At 55.7% G+C, this 16,158-nt stretch carries 14 protein-coding genes and 1 riboswitch; of the genes, 8 read left to right on the top strand and 6 right to left on the bottom strand.

The features are described from left to right. Positions 1-59: 59 nt before the first annotated feature. The 4 genes from DW806_RS01000 to DW806_RS00985 all read left to right on the top strand — a co-directional run bounded on the left by DW806_RS01000 (position 60) and on the right by DW806_RS00985 (position 6,782). Positions 60-1,268 carry a glucose-1-phosphate adenylyltransferase gene (locus tag DW806_RS01000; RefSeq protein WP_118478122.1) on the top strand — a complete coding sequence of 403 codons (1,209 nt, stop codon included), beginning with the start codon at positions 60-62 and terminating at the stop codon, positions 1,266-1,268. Between the two features lie 15 nt (positions 1,269-1,283). After that, the gene (gene glgD, locus DW806_RS00995; protein WP_118728831.1) at positions 1,284-2,411 is read left to right on the top strand and encodes a glucose-1-phosphate adenylyltransferase subunit GlgD; all 1,128 of its coding nucleotides are present in this window, start codon (positions 1,284-1,286) and stop codon (positions 2,409-2,411) included. Positions 2,412-2,603: 192 nt separating this feature from the next. Next, positions 2,604-4,040: a glycogen synthase GlgA gene (glgA, locus tag DW806_RS00990; protein WP_118728830.1), complete on the top strand. Its 1,437-nt coding sequence runs from the start codon at positions 2,604-2,606 to the stop codon at positions 4,038-4,040. A 294-nt stretch (positions 4,041-4,334) separates the two neighbouring features. Beyond that, complete coding sequence (locus tag DW806_RS00985; protein WP_118728829.1) at positions 4,335-6,782, top strand: glycogen/starch/alpha-glucan phosphorylase; 2,448 nt, start codon at positions 4,335-4,337, stop codon at positions 6,780-6,782. Between the two features lie 229 nt (positions 6,783-7,011). On the opposite strand, the gene spoIID is transcribed toward DW806_RS00985, so the two are convergent. Then, a complete protein-coding gene (spoIID, locus tag DW806_RS00980; protein ID WP_118728828.1) occupies positions 7,012-7,971 on the bottom strand; it encodes a stage II sporulation protein D in 960 nt (319 codons plus the stop codon). 156 nt (positions 7,972-8,127) lie between these two features. Between spoIID and DW806_RS00975 the strand changes: the two genes are divergently transcribed. Together DW806_RS00975 and DW806_RS00970 are read left to right on the top strand one after the other, a co-directional pair. Further along, entirely contained in the window at positions 8,128-8,370 is a 243-nt protein-coding gene (locus DW806_RS00975; RefSeq protein ID WP_116704711.1) for a hypothetical protein, read from the top strand. Then, a complete protein-coding gene (locus DW806_RS00970; protein WP_118728827.1) occupies positions 8,348-8,665 on the top strand; it encodes an RNA polymerase sigma factor in 318 nt (105 codons plus the stop codon). The genes DW806_RS00975 and DW806_RS00970 overlap by 23 nt, the downstream gene beginning before the upstream one ends. A gap of 607 nt (positions 8,666-9,272) precedes the next feature. Here DW806_RS00970 and thiC read toward each other — a convergent pair. From thiC to DW806_RS00955, 3 genes are all read right to left on the bottom strand, one after another. Further along, entirely contained in the window at positions 9,273-10,595 is a 1,323-nt protein-coding gene (thiC, locus tag DW806_RS00965; RefSeq protein ID WP_118728826.1) for a phosphomethylpyrimidine synthase ThiC, read from the bottom strand. Between the two features lie 496 nt (positions 10,596-11,091). Next, the gene (gene thiH / locus DW806_RS00960; protein ID WP_118728825.1) at positions 11,092-12,282 is read right to left on the bottom strand and encodes a 2-iminoacetate synthase ThiH; all 1,191 of its coding nucleotides are present in this window, start codon (positions 12,280-12,282) and stop codon (positions 11,092-11,094) included. Between the two features lie 22 nt (positions 12,283-12,304). Continuing rightward, positions 12,305-13,069: a thiazole synthase gene (locus DW806_RS00955; RefSeq protein WP_116704713.1), complete on the bottom strand. Its 765-nt coding sequence runs from the start codon at positions 13,067-13,069 to the stop codon at positions 12,305-12,307. A 79-nt stretch (positions 13,070-13,148) separates the two neighbouring features. On the opposite strand from DW806_RS00955, the gene mscL reads away from it, so the two are divergent. Continuing rightward, the gene (mscL, locus tag DW806_RS00950; RefSeq protein WP_118728824.1) at positions 13,149-13,562 is read left to right on the top strand and encodes a large conductance mechanosensitive channel protein MscL; all 414 of its coding nucleotides are present in this window, start codon (positions 13,149-13,151) and stop codon (positions 13,560-13,562) included. A gap of 47 nt (positions 13,563-13,609) precedes the next feature. On the opposite strand, the gene thiF is transcribed toward mscL, so the two are convergent. Both thiF and thiS read right to left on the bottom strand, forming a co-directional pair. Continuing rightward, positions 13,610-14,245 (bottom strand): sulfur carrier protein ThiS adenylyltransferase ThiF, encoded by a 636-nt coding sequence (gene thiF, locus DW806_RS00945; RefSeq protein WP_117751049.1) that lies wholly within the window; start codon positions 14,243-14,245, stop codon positions 13,610-13,612. Between the two features lie 208 nt (positions 14,246-14,453). Beyond that, a complete protein-coding gene (thiS, locus tag DW806_RS00940; RefSeq protein WP_199677238.1) occupies positions 14,454-14,648 on the bottom strand; it encodes a sulfur carrier protein ThiS in 195 nt (64 codons plus the stop codon). Positions 14,649-14,720: 72 nt separating this feature from the next. After that, positions 14,721-14,823: riboswitch (TPP riboswitch) on the bottom strand. Positions 14,824-14,921: 98 nt separating this feature from the next. On the opposite strand from thiS, the gene dinB reads away from it, so the two are divergent. Next, positions 14,922-16,136: a DNA polymerase IV gene (gene dinB, locus DW806_RS00935; RefSeq protein WP_118728822.1), complete on the top strand. Its 1,215-nt coding sequence runs from the start codon at positions 14,922-14,924 to the stop codon at positions 16,134-16,136. The last annotated feature ends 22 nt before the right edge of the window (positions 16,137-16,158 follow it).

Below are 16,158 nucleotides of genomic sequence, written 5' to 3'. Positions count from 1 at the left end.
GGGATACGCCAGACGGCGTATAGATTGCAGCGATGCAAACTGTGAAAAGGAGAATTTACATGTATCGGAAAAAAGAATGCGTAGCCATGCTGCTCGCAGGTGGCCGCGGCAGCCGTTTGTATGTGCTGACCAAAAAGGTCGCTAAGCCTGCCGTACCGTTCGGCGGTAAGTACCGTATTATCGACTTCCCGCTTTCCAACTGCGTCAACTCCGGCATTGATACTGTCGGCGTGCTGACCCAGTACGAGCCGCATGTGCTCAACGCTTACATTGGTTCCGGCCAGACGTGGGACCTCGACCGCCTGCGCGGCGGCGTCTATGTTCTGCCGCCGTACGAGAGCAAAAAGACCGAGTGGTACAAGGGCACCGCAAACGCCATCTACCAGAACATTCAGTTCCTGGAGGATTACGATCCCGAGTACGTCCTCATTCTCTCGGGCGACCACATCTACAAGATGGACTACAACAAGATGCTCCAGCAGCACAAGGAGACCGGCGCTGACGCGACCATCGCGGTGCTGGACGTTCCGCTTTCCGAGGCTTCCCGTTTCGGCATCATGAACTGCAAGCCGGACGGCACCATCTACGAATTCGAGGAGAAGCCGAAGGAGCCGAAGTCCACGCTGGCTTCCATGGGCATCTACATCTTCACCTGGAAGAAGCTGAAGGAATACCTCATCAATGATGAGGCCAACGAACAGTCCTCCAACGACTTCGGCAAGGACATCATTCCGGCGATGCTGAATAACGGCGAAAAGCTGGTTTCCTACCGCTTCAAGGGCTACTGGAAGGACGTAGGCACCATCGAGAGCCTGTGGGAAGCAAACATGGATCTGCTCTCTCCGAACTCCGGCCTGCAGCTTTCCGATGACAGCTGGAAGATCTACGGCCGCACCACCGGTTCGCCTCCGCATTTCACCTCCAAGCAGGCTAAGGTTACCCATACCCTGCTCTCCGAGGGCTGTGAGATCTACGGCGACGTTTCCGAGTCCGTCCTGTTCTCGGATGTTAAGATTGGCAAGGGTGCCAAGGTGGAATATTCCATCCTGATGCCGGGTGCTGTGGTTGAGGAAGGCGCGACCGTGCGCTACTCCATCGTAGCCGAAAAGGCCGTTATCGCCAAGGGCGCGGAAGTCGGCGGCAGCCCGTCCGACAGCGACGTAGACAACTGGGGCGTTGCGGTAGTAGCCGAAGGCGTTCGCATCGGCAGCGGCGCAAAGCTGGCCGCTAAGGAAATGGCAGACAAGGATCTGCCGGACGTAAAGTAAGGGGGCGGCACAAACATGAACAGCGTTTTAGGCATGATCATTGCATTTGATACCGACAGCGATCTCCGTGAGATCACCGAGCACCGCACGGTCGGTGCGGTACAGTGGGGCGGTCGGTATCGCATTATCGACTTTATGCTTTCCAATATGGTAAACAGCGGCATTTACCGCGTAGGCGTACTGATGAAGGACAAGTACCAGTCCCTTATCGACCACATCGGCAACGCCAAGGACTGGGATCTTTCCCGTAAGAACGGCGGCGTAACCTTGCTGCCGCCGTACTCCTACTCCAAGAAGGCATCTCCGCTGGTAACCGGCGAGTACCGCGGCAAGATTGACGCACTGGCCGGTGCGGTTGACTTCCTGCAGAAGAACCGTGCAGACTATGTAGTCGTAGCGGACGGCGACATTGTTGCCAATGTACCGCTCGACGACGTGATCGACCGCCATATCAAGTCCGGCGCAGACCTGACCATGGTATGCACCAAGAAGCAGAAGAATTCCCCGTTCACCACCTATGTGGAGCTGAACCGCAAGAAGGAAGCCGTTGACATCCGCGTTGGAGACTGCAACGAGGGCAAGTGCAAGCATGCGGCACTCGGCATTTACGTCATGAGCCGCCAGTACCTTATCCACATGCTGTCCGACTGCGTAACCCATAACTGCATCCACTTTGAGCGCGAATTCCTCACCCGTGCCCTGATGGACGGCACGGTAGCCGGCTACCTGTTCAACGAGTACGCCGTCAAGATCGAGGACACCTTCGACTACTACCGCTCCAACATGGACATGCTCGACAAGGATGTCCGCAACGAGGTATTCAAGCGCACCCGTCCGATCCTGACCCGCATCAAGGACGAGGCTCCGACCTATTACGGCGATGAAGCCGACGTAGAGGACTGCCTCATCGCCGACGGCTGCCGCATCGAGGGCAAGGTAAAGAACTCCGTCCTGTTCCGCGACGTTGTGATTGAAAAGGGCGCCGAGGTCAATAACTGCATCATCATGGAAGGCGGACGCATTATGACCGAGGCTTCGCTCCGTCATGTCATCACCGACCGCAATGTTATTATCCGTGATGGCCGCACGATGATGGGACACGAAAATTATCCGATCACCATCGCAAAAAACGCAACCGTTTGATCCTTTTCTGTTAAATCCGCATAAACTTCTGTTTAGAAGTTTCTATCACAGCAAAAACGCATTTTCCGCAGCGCAAATGTTCGTGAAATATTGCTATATTACATTCAGACAGAAACGAGTATAATAAAATTACAACGGGTGCGGAAACGGTCAGCGCTGTTTCCGCACTCTCTGTTGGGGAGGCTCGGCTTTATGAAAATCATGTATGTTACCAGCGAATGCGCTCCGTTCATCAAAACCGGCGGATTGGGCGATGTAGCAGGTTCGCTCCCGCAGGCACTCGCTGCCAAGGGACATGACGTGCGTGTATTCTGCCCGCTGTATTCTGCGATCGACCAGAGTATGCGCGAAAAGTTCTATTACATCAAAAACGCTTACGTCCGTCTGGGCTGGCGCAACCAGTACTGCGGTATCTTCCGCTATGAGGCGGACGGCGTTACCTATTATTTCATCGATAATGAGTATTACTTCGCACGCGGCCAGATCTACGGCGAGTACGACGACGCAGAGCGTTTCGCGTACTACTCCAAGGCGGTACTCGAGGTACTGCCCGATCTGGAGTGGAAGCCGGATGTGATCAACTGCAACGACTGGCAGACCGCCCTCGTTCCGGTTTACTACAACCTGATGTTCGCTTCCCGTCCGTTCTACGAGAACATCAAGACCGTGTTCACCATCCACAACATCCAGTATCAGGGCCGCTACGGTCGTGAGATTCTGGAGTATGTGCTCGGCATTGACGATGCACACTTCCGCTCCGGCTTTATGGCGATGGACGGCGACGTCAACCTGATGAAGGCTGCTATTGTAGCTTCCACGGCTGTCACCACGGTTTCACCGACCTATGCCAACGAAATTCAGACCGAATACTACGGCTACCGTCTGGATTCCGTGCTGCGCATGAACAGCTACAAGCTGCACGGCATCCTGAACGGCATCAACATGGATGCCTTCAATCCGGAAACCGACAGCAAGATCTTCAAGAACTACGGCCCGAACAATCCGCAGGATAAGCAGGTCAATAAGACCGAACTGCTCAAGCTCTGCGGCCTCGAGGGCGATGCAAACACGCCGGTTATCGGCATTGTCACTCGCTTTGTTGACCAGAAGGGACTCGACCTCATCGAAGCAGTCCTGCCGGATATTCTGGCAGATGATGTTCGCCTGATCGTGCTCGGCACCGGTGACTACCGCTATGAGCAGATGTTCATTGAGGCAAAGCGTCGCTGGCCGGATAAGGTTTCCGCGTCCATCATGTTCTCCGGCGATCTGGCAAACCGCATTTACGCAGGCGCCGATATGTTCCTGATGCCGTCCAAGTTTGAGCCGTGCGGCCTGGCACAGATGATCGCACTGCGCTACGGCACTATTCCGATCGTCCGCGAGACCGGCGGCCTCAAGGACACCGTTCACGCCTTTGTCGATTATGCCGGCACGGGCAACGGCTTCACCTTTGCAAGCTACAACGCGCACGACATGCTGCACGTTATCCGCGAGGCCTGCGGCGTATTCCGCTTTAACAAGCCTGCGTGGAGCAAGCTGATTATGCAGGGTATGCAGAGCGACTTCAGCTGGGGCAGCTCTGCCGATAAATATATCGAGGTTTACAAGACCGCGATGGGTCAGTAACCGACCTGTCAGCCCGACCCGTCACCCGATTTGAGGGAATACGGTGACGGTAACTGGTGATTCCGTAATTTTCATCCCATTGAAATCTACGGCACCCTTAGAGGTGCTGACGAGTGATACGGCAAGAGTGATTTGCGAGTAAAGTTTGTGATTTGGCTAGGCGCGGTTCCGCAGCAATACTTTGTGTATTGCAAGGGATCGCAACGACGCCAAAGCGCAAAATTTCCGCAAAGCACCGCAGACGTATCGCTCGGCAGTGCCTCCAAACAACTATGTGAGGAGATAAGAAAGACCATGCCAAAGACCCAGTACACAAAGACCGCTTTGAAAGAAGCCATTGCAGGTAAACTGCAAAGACATTTCGCCTGCGAGGTAGAGGACGCTACCAAGGATCAGGTATACGAGGCTTGTGCCCTCGTAGTGCGCGATGCACTGACAGAGCACATGATCGAAACCCAGAATGAGGTAGAGCGCGACGGAGAGCGTCAGGTGCATTATCTGTGCATGGAATTTCTTGTCGGCCGCAGCCTGCGCAACAACGCCTACAACCTCGGTATGCTGGACGCTCTGACCGCAGCCCTGAAGGACATGGGCTTCGAGATGGCGGACATCTTCGAGGAGGAAGCGGATCCCGGTCTGGGCAACGGCGGCCTCGGCCGTCTGGCTGCCTGCTACATGGACGGCATGGCGACCGACGGCGTACGCGGCACCGGCTACTCCATCCGCTACGAGCACGGCATTTTCAAGCAGAAGATCGTAGAAGGCCAGCAGGTCGAGCTGCCGGATTCCTGGCTGTCTACCGGCGAGGTTTGGCAGATTCCGGCAATGGATGAGACCCGCGAGGTCAAGATCGGCGGCACGGTTGACACCTACTTCGATGATAACGGCAAGCTGATCGTCAACTACCACGATTACACGCCGGTTCTGGCAGTTCCGTATGATATGCCGATTTCCGGCTACGGCACCAACAACATCGCGCGTCTGCGCCTGTGGAAGGCACAGAGCCCGATCGCACTGGACATGAAGCTGTTCTCCTCCGGTGAGTATCTGAAAGCACTGGAAAAGCACGCACTGGCAGAGACCATCTCCATGGTCCTCTATCCGGAGGATAACCACCGCGAGGGTCAGTCCCTGCGTCTCAAGCAGCAGTACTTCCTGGTTTCCGCAACCCTGCAGGACATCTGTGCAAAGCACAAGGCCAAGTACGGCACGCTCGAAAACTTCGCGCACAAGCACGTCCTGCACATCAACGATACCCATCCGACCCTGGTTATTCCGGAGCTGATGCGCATCCTGATGGACGAAAACGACATGAGCTGGGAGCAGGCCTGGAACATCACCAGCCAGTCTGTTGCTTACACCAACCACACCGTTATGCCTGAGGCCCTCGAGTGCTGGCCGGTATCGCTCGTTCAGGAGCTGATGCCGCGTGTTATGCAGATCATCTACGAAATCAACGAGCGCTTCTGCAAGGAGCTGTGGAACTACTTCCCGAACGACTTCCAGAAGATCTCCAAGCTGGCTATCGTTGCCGACGATACCGTCCGCATGGCGCATCTGGCTATCGCAGGCTCGTTCTCCATCAACGGCGTATCCGCGCTGCATTCCGAGATCCTCAAGGAGCGCGTATTCACTGATTTCTACAAGATCTACTCCTCCAAGTTCTGCAACGTCACCAACGGCATTGCACACCGCCGCTGGCTGTGTGAGGCCAACCCGGAGCTGGCTGAGCTGATCGAGAGCAAGATCGGCACCGGCTACCGCACCCATCCGTCCGAGCTGCAGGTTCTGAACAACTATGCGGATGACAAGGAGCTGCTCGACAAGCTGGGCGAGATCAAGCGCCACAACAAGCAGCGTCTGGCGGACTATATCAAGGAGCACAACGGCATCGAAGTCAACATGGACTCCATCTTCGACGTACAGGTTAAACGTCTGCACGAGTACAAGCGCCAGATGCTGAACATTCTGCACATTATCAGCCTGTACCACAAGCTGAAGGACAATCCGGATATGGATTTCGTTCCGCGCACCTTCATCTTCGGCTCCAAGGCCGCACCGGGCTACGCAGTTGCGAAAAAGACCATCCAGCTGATCAACTCCATCTCCAAGATGATCGACAACGATCCGGCAGTACGCGACAAGCTGAAGGTCGTATTCCTCGAGGACTACAAGGTATCTCTGGCTGAGATTATCATGCCGGCCGCCGAGGTTTCCGAGCAGATCTCCATCGCCGGCAAGGAAGCATCCGGTACCGGCAACATGAAGTTCATGATGAACGGTGCTCTGACCATCGGCACGATGGACGGCGCAAACGTTGAGATCTGCGAGGCAGTCGGCAAGGAGAACATCTTCATCTTCGGTATGGAAACGCCCGAGGCTGAGGCACTGGCCGCTTCCGGCAGCTATGAGCCGATGGTCATCTACCAGAACGATCCGGTCATCCGCCGCGTACTCGATCAGATGATCCATGGCTTCGGTGACGGCGTGGACTACACCGATATTGCCAACCTGCTGCTGCACGGCGGCAACGGCGGCCCTGCTGACCGCTATATGAGCCTCAAGGACTTCGCATCCTACGCAGCCGCTCAGGAGCGCGTAAGCGAGGTTTACCGCGATCAGGATCAGTGGAACCGCATGGCGCTGATCAACATTGCAAACTCCGGCCGCTTCGCAGCGGACCGCTCGATTGCTGAGTATGCACAGAATATCTGGAGAGTTAAGACCAACTTCGCCTTCTAAGGCTTCGCCTTCGATAGAAAGGACGTAACCGTCCTTTCTATCGAGAAACGCCCTTGCCAGGCAAGCCTGTAAGGTCTATTGCAGAGAAATCCCCCGAAAACTTCCCGGTTTTCGGGGGATTTCTCTGTCTGTTAAAAAAGTCAGGCACATGTCCTGACTTTTTTTGTCGCGCTACGCGCTCCATTTTATATGCGAACATAGTTCGCAATCTTCCCATTTTCCATTCTCTTCACTCTCCACTCTCCAATCTCAACTCTGTATTCGGGTAGTAATGCGCAAGTATCTCGGTATAATCATATCCCTGCTCCGCCATATATTTCGCACCGTACTGCGACAGACCAACACCGTGTCCGTATCCAATGGTGTGAAACGTAATACTGTCCTCGGTGGTTGTGATGGTGAAATTCGTGGACTGCAGGCCAAACAGCGCCCGCACTGCGGTTCCCTCGACGGTCACGCCGCCGAGCTTCACGGTTTTCACACCGCCAGCCGCCGAGCGCACCGAGGACGCAAACCAGCGGTCGGGCGTACCGCTCACATCCGCTTTTGGCAGAGTCTGCGCGACCTTTTCGCGGAACGCATCCGCCGTTAGCGTCACCTCGCTCTCGTATCCGGCGTACTGCGTGCCGCCCGGACTGACCACGCTTTGCAGATACGGAATATCCTCGCCCCAGACATCGGCGGCAGACTCGGTCTTCGGACCGCTGACGCAGTGGAACACAGCCGCAATCGGTGCACCGTCGCAGGTCAGGATCTGCCCTGCCGTGTCCTTGACGGCCTTGCGTATCCGCGAATAGCCGGTGCTGAACGTCTTGACCGCGTCCGGCTGATATGCCGCACAATGGCTGTAATCGTCGCAGACATCCGCATCCGGATGCTCTGCCGGCCGTCCTCTCGACTGCTTATACACCGCGTACGTTCGCGCTGCGACCGCCTGTGCGCGGATGGCTTCAACCGGAAAATCGTCCGCAATCTCTGCCGCCGTCACGCCTTCCACATAGGTCTCCAGCGGCATTTCCTGCGCCTTGCCGTTCACCAGAACCGTGATGGTTAAGCCGTCTGTTGCTGCCGCTGTGACGCTTTCTGAGGGTGTCTGCGGCTCTGTCTTGTCCGTTTCCGATGGGTAAAATACCGGCAGCAAATACAGCACCAGCACCAGTCCGACACCGGTCAGCAGCAGTCTGTGCATGGTATCCCCTCCTTCCCTCTCTACCACAGTGTATGATGCAGATTCGAGGAATATAACACAAAATATAGTTTTTCATTGACAACTCATACTTTATGTTGTATTATAAGGGACATAAGGAATCGAACATTTGTTCGTATATCGTAAGGAGGGGCCGCCATGAAATTATGTGAGATGGCGCAGGAATACCGTGTAAATGTTGCTCTGCTGGAGCTGCGTATCAAGCAGCTTCAGGCGGCGCAGAAGCGTGCTCGTCAGCCGGAGGTGCGCTACCGGCTCAAGCAGCGCGCGAAATTCCTGCAGACGCTGATCAACGAAAGCCGCCAGACCGTATTCCTGATGGAGCACTACCACGACCACAGCGAAGAAGGTGACGCGCATGCGGACTGTCGCGCTGTCTGAGCACACAGCGACACGGCTGGCCTACCGGCAGTATCTCGGTCTGCTCGCGGAGGACGACCGCGGCTTCCGGCAGGCATTCCGCACGGCCTTCTTCCGGGCCATGCGCGAGCAGCTGACACCGCGGCAGTACGAGGTGCTGTGGATGATCGAGGTGGAGGGATTATCCTGCAAACAGTGCGCTGAACGGCTTAGGATCAGTCCATCGGCGGTATCGCGGCACTGTTCCCGCGGCAAAAAGCGGCTGCGGACGCTGCTTGCGTACAATCTGGAGCTGAGACACCAGTATTTTTCTTAGCTGCAAGCGAAAACCGGCACATACAGAGGTTTCTCTCCTTATGTGCCGGTTTTGTTTGTGGAATTTTGTCGTGCATTGACGAGTGTTGCGCAGGTGCCGTCCAGACGGCTGAGTGGTCCAAAAGGATAGACACCAAGGTTTGCCCGTAGGCTGCTATACCTTATTCCCGCGCAGTGCGCGGGTTAAATGAGTGCTATCCTCTTGGAACTCCAGTTTCCTTTTATTTCTTAGTCTGGCGCAGACCAGAGAGCGGCGACCGCTCCGAAAAGGGGTACGGCAGTCGGGTTACCGTTGCGTTTATTTCGTAAAATATTCGCAGTTCACAGACAGCGTACTGCTACACATACGGTTTACTCTCCGCAGGCGCGACAGAAGATGAATTGCCCGAAGGGCCAGAGAAGGTGCCCCGGGGTATGACCTCAGCGCACCGTTTCTAACGATTTGCAAACGTTTAACCGTAGGGGCGGCCATTGGCCGCCCACGCAGCACTCCGCCATCGCATTCATTTTCCATTCTCCATTTTCAATTCTCCATTCTGCACACGCCCAATTCAAACAAACAGCAAAAAAAGAGCGGTCTCCCGACCGCTCTTTTGTATTCCGAAGCATCAGCATGCGCCCTTTTCCGAGCAGAGTTTGACTTCTTTACCCTCAAGGATCATATTTGTGGTGCGCACGGCGCACATTTTACCGCACATCGAGCAGGTATGACGCTCGGTCGGCGGAACCTGATTATAGAACCGCTCTGCCTTTTCCGGGTCGAGTGCCAGCGCGAACTGCGCGGGCCAGTCCAGCTTATGACGCGCGTCCGCCATTGCGTTATCGCGGTCACGCGCACCGGGCAAACCGAGTGCGATATCGGCGGCATGGGCCGCGATCTTGCTGGCGACGATGCCCTCGCGCACGTCATTTTCATCCGGCAGGCGCAGGTGCTCCGCCGGTGTAACGTAGCACAGAAAGTTCGCGCCGGCCTGTGCGGCGATAGCGCCGCCGATGGCCGAGGTGATATGGTCGTAACCCGGTGCAATGTCGGTAACGAGCGGCCCGAGGACATAGAAAGGCGCTCCATGGCAAAGGCGCTTTTCCATCTGCATATTGGCCGCAATCTCGTTCATCGCCATATGGCCGGGGCCCTCGATCATAACCTGTACATCCTTCGCCCACGCACGCTGTGCAAGGTTGCCCAGCTCGATCAGCTCACTGATCTGCCCTGCATCGGACGCATCATCAATGCAGCCCGGGCGCAGTGCGTCGCCCAGCGAAATGGTAACGTCGTAGCGGCGCAGAATGTCCAGCACCTCGTCGTAATACTCGAAGAACGGATTCTCATTGCCGGTCATCTTCATCCACGCGAACAGCAGCGAGCCGCCGCGGGAGACGATATTCATTTTGCGGCCCTCACGCATAAAGGCTTCGACCGCACGGCGATTGATACCCGCATGAATGGTCATGAAGTCCACACCCTCCTTGGCGTGCGCCTCAACAACCTTGAGGAAATCCTGTGCGGTGATCTCGAGCAGATCCTTTTCCAGATACCCGATCGCGTCGTACATCGGCACGGTGCCGATCATCGCCGGCGACATGTCGATCAGCTGCTTGCGGAAGGTGTTGGTCTTGCCGTAGTTGGATAGATCCATGATGGACTCCGCGCCCATGTCAACGGCCATGCGCACCTTGCGCAACTCCATCTCGTAGTCCTTGCAGTCACCCGAAATGCCGAGATTGACATTGATCTTTACGCGGGTGCCGTCGCCGACCGCTTCTGCGGACAGGCTTTTGTGATTGATGTTCGCCGGAATCGCAATCGTACCCTTTGCGACTCGTTCCATGATGAACTCGACCGGACGGTTTTCCTTTTTGGCGACCGTTTCGATCTCCGGCGTGACGATACCGCGCTTTGCGGCATCCATCTGCGTTGCATAATTTCTCATGGCTTACTGATACTCCTTCTGAATTAGGCAATGCCGCATAATTAAGCAAGAGCGATTTACGAGTAAATTTTGCGTACTGATTAGGCGTGGTTTTGCAGCAATACGAGTGTATTGCAAAAAATCACAACAACATCAGGACGCAAAATTTCCGTAAAGCGCCGCAGCTTTAATTGTGCGGGATTGCCTTTTATATTGCTTCCGGAGTGCGGTTTTCATATAAATCTGCAGTGGCATGCGGTGCGCTCTGTCCTCAGCAGATTGCCGCACTTCGGCGGCTGACAAACCTTGTTCTAAGGGGGACTCCGTCCCCCTCGGCGCATCGCAATGCGCCGTTACAATACTTCAACAAAGTCCAGCTTTGCCGGACTTTGTTCCCTATACTTTGGGACGCGTGTCCCGAACCACCTTTGCCGTGCAAAGGTGAGGGGGTTATCCGAAAAAGTTTCTATGGAACTTTTTCGGTATCTAAGGGGGACAGAGTCCCCCTTAGAAGTCGTTAAACGTACAGATAATCTGCCATTACAGGCTGCAGATTATGCTCTACGATTGCGTTATATACCTCATCGACCGAACGGCCGTCCGAAATCTCGAACTGCTCATCGCCCTTATCCTCGCCGGAGTGACCGCCGATACCGACGTCTACGCCTGCGGAAATCTTGGTGGCGGCGATGCCGATGATATTATCGCGGAAGCCTGCCCGCTCGCGGGTCGAGATAGTGATGGACGCGAACGGCATGAAGATGCGGTATGCACAAACGACCTGCAGCAGCTGCGGCTCGTGTACGTCCTTCGGATTGATCTTATCGTTATTGATGATCGGGCGCAGGCGCGGACACGAGAACGCGATCTCTGCGTGCGGATACTTGCGCTGCAGCAGATATGCGTGCAGACCAGTCGCAAACGCATCCTTGCGGAAGTCGGACAGACCGAGCAGCGCCGCAAAGCCGACACCGCGCATGCCGCCCATCAGTGCACGCTCCTGCGCATTCAGGCGGTACGGGAAAATGCGCTTGTGACCGCCGAGGTGCAGGGTTTTGTACTTCTGGTCGTCATAGGTCTCCTGAAATACGGTAACGTAGTCCACACCGCACTCATGCAGATAAGCGTACTCATCCACGTTGAGCGGATAAATCTCGATGCCGATGACACGGAAATACTTGCGCGCCAGCTTAACGGCTTCACCGATGTAGGATACCGGCGACATGGCACGGCTCTCACCGGTCAGAATGAGGATTTCCTGCAGACCGGTCTCCGCGATGGCCTTCAGCTCCTGCTCGACCTCGTCCATATCCAGCTTGGCACGGCGAATCTTGTTGTGACAGTTGAAACCGCAGTAAATGCAGTAATTTTCGCAGTAATTGGCAATGTACAGCGGCGTGAACATCTGCACCGAGTTGCCGAAATGCTTGCGCGTTTCGGCCTGTGCGCGCTGTGCCATCTGTTCAAGGAACGGCAGCGCCGCGGGAGACAGCAGTGCGCCGAAGTCCTCCGGCGAGAGAACGTCCTTGCGAAGCGCACGCAGTACGTCAGCCGCCGTATAGGCATCCGCGTCATAGGCGTTCATGCGGGAAATGACCTCGTCCTGCACCTCGGAGCCGATGTTGTCCATGCCCGGCTGATACTCCATGTGATCGGTATCAGCAGTGATGTATTTCGCGGAAATCATTTCGTTTTTTTCGTTTTCCATGACAAATATCCCTCTTTCCGTCTTAATCCTGCAGGAAACCGGTCAGCGGAGAGGATGCCGACGCCGTCTCACGGACGCGGCCCAGACCGGCAAGGTACGCCGTGCGGCCTGCCTCAATCGCCTGCTTGAACGCCTCAGCCATCGCCGGAATATCGCCTGCGGTGGCAATCGCGGTGTTGGCCATGATAGCTGCCGCGCCCATCTCCATCGCCTCGCAAGCCTGCGACGGACGGCCGATGCCTGCGTCCACGATGATCGGCAGATCAATTTCATCAATCAAAATCTTGATGAACTCGCGGGTAGCGAGACCCTTGTTCGTGCCGATGGGAGCCGCCAGCGGCATGATGGAGGCCGCGCCCGCGTTGACCAGATCACGCGCAACGTTCAGATCGGGATACATATACGGCATGACAACAAAGCCTTCGTTTGCGAGAATCTCGGTCGCGCGAATGGTCTCCTGATTGTCCGGCAGCAGGTACTTGCTGTCGCGCATGATTTCGATCTTGACGAAATCGCCGCAGCCGCACGCACGCGACAGACGCGCAATGCGAACCGCCTCGTCGGCATTGCGGGCACCCGAGGTGTTCGGCAGCAGCGTTACGCCCTCCGGAATATAGTCGAGGATGTTAGCCGTGCCGCCCTCATTTGCGCGGCGCAGCGCCAGCGTGATGATCTGTGCGCCTGCGTTCTGCACGGCAGCGTTGATCAGGTCGAGCGAATACTTTCCGGAACCAAGGATAAAGCGGGACTGGAACTCGTGTCCGCCGATTACAAGTGTATCTTTCATGTGAAAAACTCCTTTTTTCTTGACCCATTTAAGGGAAACGTATAAACTGATAGTATAAATAAGAAAGGGGAACGTAAAAGTGAAAAAGTTTATCGAAGAATTCAAAGTCTTCGCGCTGCGCGGCAACGTGATGGACATGGCAATCGGTGTTATCATCGGCGGTGCGTTCACCAGCATCGTGACTTCACTGACCGATAACCTCATTAACCCGATTCTCGGCCTGTTCGGCGGCACCGATTTAAGCGGTTTCGTGCTGAACCTCGGCGGTGTGGAACTGCGCTACGGTGCATTCATCACCTCGATCATCAACTTTTTGATCATGGCGTTCGTGCTGTTCTGTCTGCTCAAAGCGGTCAATAAGCTGACTGCGCTCGGCAAAAAGCCGGAAGCACCCGCAGAGCCGACCACCAAGGTCTGCCCGTTCTGCTGCAGCGAGATTCCGATCAAGGCTGTCAAGTGTGCACACTGCGGTTCCGATCAGCCGAAAGAATAATGGAGAGCGGAGAATGAAAGCTGCGGCTTCTGTTCTCCATTTTCTATTTACGGCTCCGTTTCGCCAATGAGCAGGCGCAGCACCATCGTGCCTTCATGTGCCGAGCAGACCGCTACGCGCGGCGCCATCAGGCCGAGACCGTCGGCTACATCGCTTGTACCGTCGCCGCAGAGATACACATGGCCGAATCGTTTTTCGGTCTTGATCAGGTTCGCTGAGCCGTAGCCTGCCATGCCGCTGCCCGATACGACCGGCTTTTCCGGCAGTCTGGTAAGCAGATTCTCGAGCAGCATGGCCTTCTGGTCCGGCTTGTCGAACGCCTCTACGACCACATCACAGCCGGAGAACAGCCGCTCCACGTTGGACGGAACGACCCGCTCGGTGTAAGTCTCGTAGGTGAGATAGGGATTGATGGCCTCAAGCTGCTCGACAAGTGCGAGCGTTTTCGGGATGCCAAGGTCTTTCATCGTGTAATGCTGTCGGTTGAGGTTGGTGATGTCCACCACATCGAAATCCACGAGGATGAGATGACCGACACCCAGCCGCGCCAGAAAAATCGCAAGGTTGGAGCCAAGCCCGCCCAGACCCGCAATGCCGACACACGCCTTGTCCAGCTTAGCCTGAATATCCGCGCCGTGGCGTTCCACCAGTGCGTCATGCAGTTGTTCTTTGGTTAAAATCATGATTTTTCTCCTGTAATCACGCGCAGCGTGCATTTAATCGGGAAGAAATTGCATTGCAATTTTTTTGAAAACCGGGAGCTTGTATCTTTGTTTTCATACCAGTAAAAAATGTGTGTGCCGCTCGCAGCGCGCAAATTTCTTTGGGACATATCCGCGTTTTACGCAGTATGTCCCCTTCGCACCAAACTGTGGTTTGGTGCGAAGGGTATCAGCCGCCGCCCACGAAGCATACGACTTCCAGATGGTCTGCATCGGTCAGCTTCTCTTCCGCGAACTGCGCACGCGGAATGATGGTGCCGTTCTTCTCGACAGCCACACGCTGCGGGTCGTGACCCAGCTCCTTCAGCAGCGCCAGAACTGTGCCCTCTGCGGGAACGGCACGTTCTTTACCGTTTACTTTCATGCAAATATCCTCTTTTCCGCAAGAAAAAATGCTCCGGTCTCACCATGCGGTAAAACCGGAGCATTAAAATTTCAAGTGTATGCGACAGCTTCCCTACGATGGTGCTAACCAACAGGTTCAAAAGGTTAGGCTCTCGCCCTCTCAGCCGCTCATCACGGCACCCTTGCTTGCAAATACAGTATGCACCTCATTCTCCCACTTGTCAAGCACATTTTTTTCGGATATAATGCAGTTATACAATGCAAACATTCGTTCGGGAGGAGATGATGACCGATGGACCGAACCATTCTGCACTGCGACTGCAACTCGTTTTTCGCGAGTGTGGAAACGCTGCTCGACCCGTCGCTTGCCGACGGACCGACCGCCGTCTGCGGTGATCCGGAGAGCCGCCACGGCATCATTCTCGCCAAGAACGAGAAGGCCAAAGCCTTCGGCGTACAAACCGCCGAGACCATCTGGCAGGCGAAACGAAAATGCCCGGATTTACGGCTGGTAGCACCGCATCGGAGCGAATATGTGAAGTTTTCGCGCAAGTGCAACGAGCTGTACCTGCAGTACACCGATCTTGTCGATCCGTTCGGCATTGATGAATCCTTCCTCGATGTCACCGGCTCGATGCACCTGTTCGGCTCCGGTGAGCATATCGCGGACGAGCTGCGCCGCCGCATGCGCGAGGAGGTCGGACTGACCATCTCGGTCGGCGTATCGTTCAACCGCGCGTTCGCCAAACTCGGCAGCGATTACAAAAAGCCGGACGGCACGACGGTCTTTTCGCGCGAAAATTTCAAGCAGCGCGTGTGGTCCTTGCCCGCGAACACGCTCCTGTATGTCGGCAAACGCGCCAGCGACCGGCTGAACCAACTGGGCGTACGCACGATCGGCGAGCTTGCCGCCTGCGATCCGGCGTTTATCCACAGCATTCTGGGCAAAAACGGCGATCTTCTGCTGCGTTACGCCAGAGGTGAGGACGATGAGCCTGTGCGCTCATTTTACGCGGAACGAGAAGTCAAATCGGTCGGCAACAGCATGACGTTCGCGCACAATCTGCTCGGCGCGGACGAATGCCGCATGGGCATCACGGCGCTGTGCGACAATGTCGGCAGACGTTTGCGAAAGCGCGGCATGGTGTGCCAGACCGTGCAGCTCGGCATCCGCGACCCGGAATTTCACAACCGCTCACGGCAGGTAACGCTTGAGCGGCCGACCAATTCCACGCGTGCGCTCATCGACCTGTCCATGCAGCTGCTGCTCGGGCACTGGCCGATGGACAAGCCGGTGCGCCTGCTGTCGGTCACGGCAGCCAATCTGCTGCCGGAAAATCAGTCGTGCGAGCAGCTTTCGCTGTTTGATGCCGCCGAGGATATCCAGAAGCGCGACCGCCAGCATAAGCTCGACCAGACGGTTGACGCACTGCGGCAGAAATTCGGTGATCAGTCGGTCGTGTTCGCGCATTCGGTGAAGAAAAAGGATAAAACGGATAAAAAATGAGGACATATCTACCGGATATGTC

The sequence above is a fragment of the Butyricicoccus sp. AM32-19 genome (assembly GCF_003480365.1).
GTDB lineage: Bacteria > Bacillota > Clostridia > Oscillospirales > Butyricicoccaceae > Agathobaculum > Agathobaculum butyriciproducens.
The sequence above is the reverse complement of the archived record's forward strand: the minus strand, read 5'-3'. Positions and strand labels throughout refer to the sequence as shown.